Consider the following 3,713-nt stretch of genomic DNA (forward strand, 5'->3'; position numbering starts at 1 on the left):
ACTTCCCGCTGGCCATGGGGGCACGCAAGATCGCCCCCGCGGTCGCGGCCGGCTGCACCATGGTCTTCAAGCCCGCGGAACTGACCCCGCTGACCTCTCTTGCCCTGGTGGATATTTTCCGCCAGGCCGGCCTGCCTGACGGTGTGCTGAACGTCGTAACCACCGCCAGCGCCGCGCCCGTGGTGGAGAACTGGACGGCCAGCGGCATCGCCCGCAAGATCAGCTTCACCGGCTCCACCGGGGTCGGGAAGATCCTGCTGAAACAGGCAGCGGAGAACGTGATGCGCTCCTCGATGGAACTGGGCGGCAACGCCCCGTTCATCGTCCTCGCCGACGCCGACATCGAAAAAGCCGTCGACGGGGCCATGAAGGCCAAGATGCGGAACATGGGCGAGGCCTGCACCGCAGCGAACCGTTTCTTCGTGCACCGCTCAGTCGTCACCGAATTCAGCGAGAAGTTCGCCAAGAAAATCTCCGAACTGCAGGTCGGCAACGGCGCCCTGGCCGGAACCGACGTCGGACCCCTGATTGAGCAGAAGGGCCTGGACAAGGTCGAAAGCCTCGTTGCCGACGCCGTGTCCAAGGGCGCTAAAGTCCTCACCGGCGGCAACCGGCCCGAAGGCCCCGGCTACTTCTACACCCCCACCGTCCTGACCGACGTGACCCTGGACGCTGACCTGATGAACACCGAAATCTTCGGACCCGTCGCCGCCATCAGCACCTTCGACAGCGAAGACGACGTGCTCCGTGTAGCCAACGACACCGAATGGGGCCTTGTCGGCTACGTGTTCACCGAAAGCACGGCCAAGGCCCTGCGCTTCTCCGCCGAACTCGAAGTCGGAATGGTCGGCATCAACACCGGCCTCGTCTCCAACCCGATAGCCCCCTTCGGCGGCATCAAGCAATCCGGACTCGGACGCGAAGGCGGCAAAATCGGTATCGAGGAATTCCTTGAATACAAATACACCGCAATAGCAATCTAGAAACCTCAGTTCAGATGAGGGGATCACTAGCAGCCAAAGGCCTGTTCAGCTTGGAAGCAAGGCCCACCGCACAGCTGATCGCAGACCAGCTGCGCGAACAAATCATTCAAGGGGTGTTCCGCCCCGGAGAACAGATCAATGAATCCTTTCTGGCCGTCCAACTGAACACTTCCCGGAGCCCCGTCCGGGAAGCCGTGCAGCGTCTGTGCCAGGAAGGCATCCTCACCAACAGGCGAAACCATGGCGTATACGTGCTCGAACTCTCGGCCCAGGACAGCAAGGAAATCTACGCCGTGCGTGAGGCCGTGGAAACCAACGCCGCCGATAACCTGCTCAGCAGCAGTCCCAAGCACATCAAGACCACATGCCAGGCCCTGAGAACAATCCTCAGGAACATGAAAAGACGAGTTGACGCAAACAATTGGCAAGCGGTCGCCCAACTGGACATGCAGTTCCACACCACACTCGTCGCAGCCGCCGGCAACAGCAGAATGACGCGAATTTACAAAACCTTGGCCGCGGAATCAACAATGTGCATCCTCAACCTGGAAGTCTCCTACCCACAGGCACAGACCCTGATCCAGGAACACGAGAACATCCTCTACCTGCTCGAAACCGGCAATAGAGAAGAACTCAACAAAGCCCTGAGGCAACATATGCAAAAAGCCGTTCACGACCTCAGCACCACTACCCTCAACGGGTAAATCCCTCCACGATGGCGTGGTCTACTGCCCTACAGTTGACCATGTTGTACGATGAACGCATGGTTGAGCAGATTAAGATAGTGCATTCGTCCACCGTGCAACAGGTCGCGGATGGGCTCACAGCCATGATCCTCAGCGGAGGACTCAAGCCAGGCGAACGTCTTAGGGAGAGTCTCCTCGCAGACAACCTGGGACTTTCCAGGAACACTATTCGTGAAGCCGTCCGCATAGTTCAGGCGGGCGGCCTCATTCGCCACCGCGCAAATCAAGGCGCCATCGTTTGGGACCCCACCGACGCGGAGATCATGGACGTCTACAACGCGCGCTATCATCTGGAGACCACCGCCGCACGGAGCATCTCCGAAAGCACCTCCATGGACGAGGTTCACGGCGCCATGGAGGAGTTCAGGGCAGTTTTGAAGAGTGGAGATCCATTCAAGATTGTCGAGAAGGACCTTGCGGTTCACAGCGCGATAGTCGGACTCCTAGGAAGCCAGAAGTTGAGGACCTTCTATCAGCAATTGGTCACCGAACTGAGGTACTTCATGTTTGTGCTTTCCATTGAACATCACGAGTATGAGGACCCGGATACACTCGAAGCTGAGCACCAGAACATAGTTGACGCACTTGACTCACGTGACCCAGTACTGGCAGAGAAGGTCATCTCGGATACGATCATCCAATATCGGGAATCGATCCGGGAAATTATCGCCCAGAGGCATCCGGCAAGCTAGGGACCGCAGGAAAGGTTCAGACGAAAACTGCTCAGGGTGCGGGGACGAATCCGAGGGTTTTGTCGACGATGTTTTCGAGTGGTTCGCCGTTGCAGAAGCGTTTGAGGTTGTCGACGAAGAGTTTGCCGAGGTCATCGAGGTAGTCTTCGGTGTCGCCGCTCATGTGTGGGGTGATGATGGTGTTGTCCATGGCCCAGAGCGGGTGTCCGGCCGGGAGTGGTTCGGGGTCGACGACGTCGAGGGCGGCGCCGGCGATCGAGCCGGTGGCCAGTGCGTGGGTGAGGGCGTTGGTGTCTACGAGTTGGCCGCGGCCTACGTTGATGAGCCGGGCTGATGGTTTCATGGCTGCGAGTACTCCGGCGTTTATGAGGCCTGTGGTGTCGGCGGTCAGGGGCGCGGCGAGGACGAGGTAGTCGTAGTCTCCTGCGACGTTGGCGAGGTCCCGGGAGGAGTGGATGACGTCGAAGTCAGCGTCTCCGGGTCGGGTTGTCCGGCCGGCGCCGCTGACGTTCATGCCGACGGCGTGGAACAGGCGGGCGATTTCGCGGCCGATGGATCCGGTGCCGACCACGAGGGCGCTCTGGCCGTGGATTTTGCGGGTGATGCGGTGCTGCCAGCGTTGTTCCTGCTGGAGCCGGAAGGACCCGTGGGAGTCTTTGGCCATGTCCAGGACGAAGCCGAGGGCGAACTCGGCGATGGCACGGCTGAGCACGCCGCGGGAGTTGGTGTAGATAACGTTGCTGTGGATGAGGTCGTCGAAGAGGAGCTGGCTGACGCCGGCGGCGGAGACGTGGATCCATTCCAGGGTGGACGCGGCGGCCCAGTTCTCCTTCAGCGCGGGTGAGAAGGAGTGCCACTGGTAGAGCACGTCCGCGCCGTCCATGGCCTCGGCCAGTCCGTCGGCTTTGGTGAGGCGGACCTCGGCGAGTTCCTGGACCTGGGCGATGCGTGGCGGGAGCGCTTCACGGTAGAGGGCCGCGACGACGGGCCGCCTGGCCCCGGTTCCGGGTGTCATGCTGTGACCGGGGTTGATGCTGTGACCGGGGTGAGGGCGTCGATGGCGGTCAGGATGGCTTGGGTGAATTCTGTGGTGGTCGCGGTGCCGCCGATATCGGCGGTGCCGTGGCCCTCGCGCAGGGCTGATTCGAACGCTTTTTGGAGGTGGGCTGCGGCGTCGGGGTGGCCGAGGTGTTCGAGCATCATCGCCCCTGACCAGATCTGCCCGACCGGGTTGGCGAGGTTCTTGCCGGCGATGTCGGGGGCGGAGCCGTGGACTGGTTCGAACAGGGAGG

Annotated in this window: 5 protein-coding genes; 3 read left to right on the forward strand and 2 right to left on the reverse strand. The window is 61.1% G+C overall.

Annotated elements, in window-relative coordinates; translation table 11 throughout:
* The 3 genes from MU551_RS23115 to MU551_RS23125 all read left to right on the forward strand — a co-directional run.
* Positions 1–983: aldehyde dehydrogenase family protein (locus tag MU551_RS23115; protein WP_247048912.1), on the forward strand; the 983-nt coding region annotated here is incomplete at its 5' end.
* A 14-nt stretch (positions 984–997) separates the two neighbouring features.
* Positions 998–1,687, forward strand: a complete 690-nt coding sequence (locus tag MU551_RS23120; RefSeq protein ID WP_247048913.1) for a GntR family transcriptional regulator — start codon at positions 998–1,000, stop codon at positions 1,685–1,687.
* Positions 1,688–1,746: 59 nt separating this feature from the next.
* Positions 1,747–2,421: a GntR family transcriptional regulator gene (locus MU551_RS23125; RefSeq protein WP_247048914.1), complete on the forward strand. Its 675-nt coding sequence runs from the start codon at positions 1,747–1,749 to the stop codon at positions 2,419–2,421.
* A 31-nt stretch (positions 2,422–2,452) separates the two neighbouring features.
* Here the strand turns inward: MU551_RS23125 and MU551_RS23130 are convergent, their stop codons facing one another.
* Positions 2,453–3,436, reverse strand: a complete 984-nt coding sequence (locus tag MU551_RS23130) for a D-2-hydroxyacid dehydrogenase (protein ID WP_247048915.1) — start codon at positions 3,434–3,436, stop codon at positions 2,453–2,455.
* A partial coding sequence (locus MU551_RS23135; RefSeq protein WP_247048916.1) for an isocitrate/isopropylmalate family dehydrogenase occupies positions 3,433–3,713 on the reverse strand: 281 nt, incomplete at its 5' end. The genes MU551_RS23135 and MU551_RS23130, both read right to left, overlap by 4 nt.

This window comes from Arthrobacter rhizosphaerae (assembly GCF_023062595.1).
Classification (GTDB): Bacteria; Actinomycetota; Actinomycetes; order Actinomycetales; family Micrococcaceae; genus Arthrobacter; species Arthrobacter rhizosphaerae.

Excerpts from the sequence above, each read along its gene's own strand:
- MU551_RS23120 (WP_247048913.1), top strand. The coding sequence starts at position 998 with ATGAGGGGATCACTAGCAGCCAAAGGCCTGTTCAGCTTGGAAGCAAGG.
- MU551_RS23125 (WP_247048914.1), top strand. The coding sequence starts at position 1,747 with ATGGTTGAGCAGATTAAGATAGTGCATTCGTCCACCGTGCAACAGGTC.
- MU551_RS23130 (WP_247048915.1), bottom strand. The coding sequence starts at position 3,436 with ATGACACCCGGAACCGGGGCCAGGCGGCCCGTCGTCGCGGCCCTCTAC.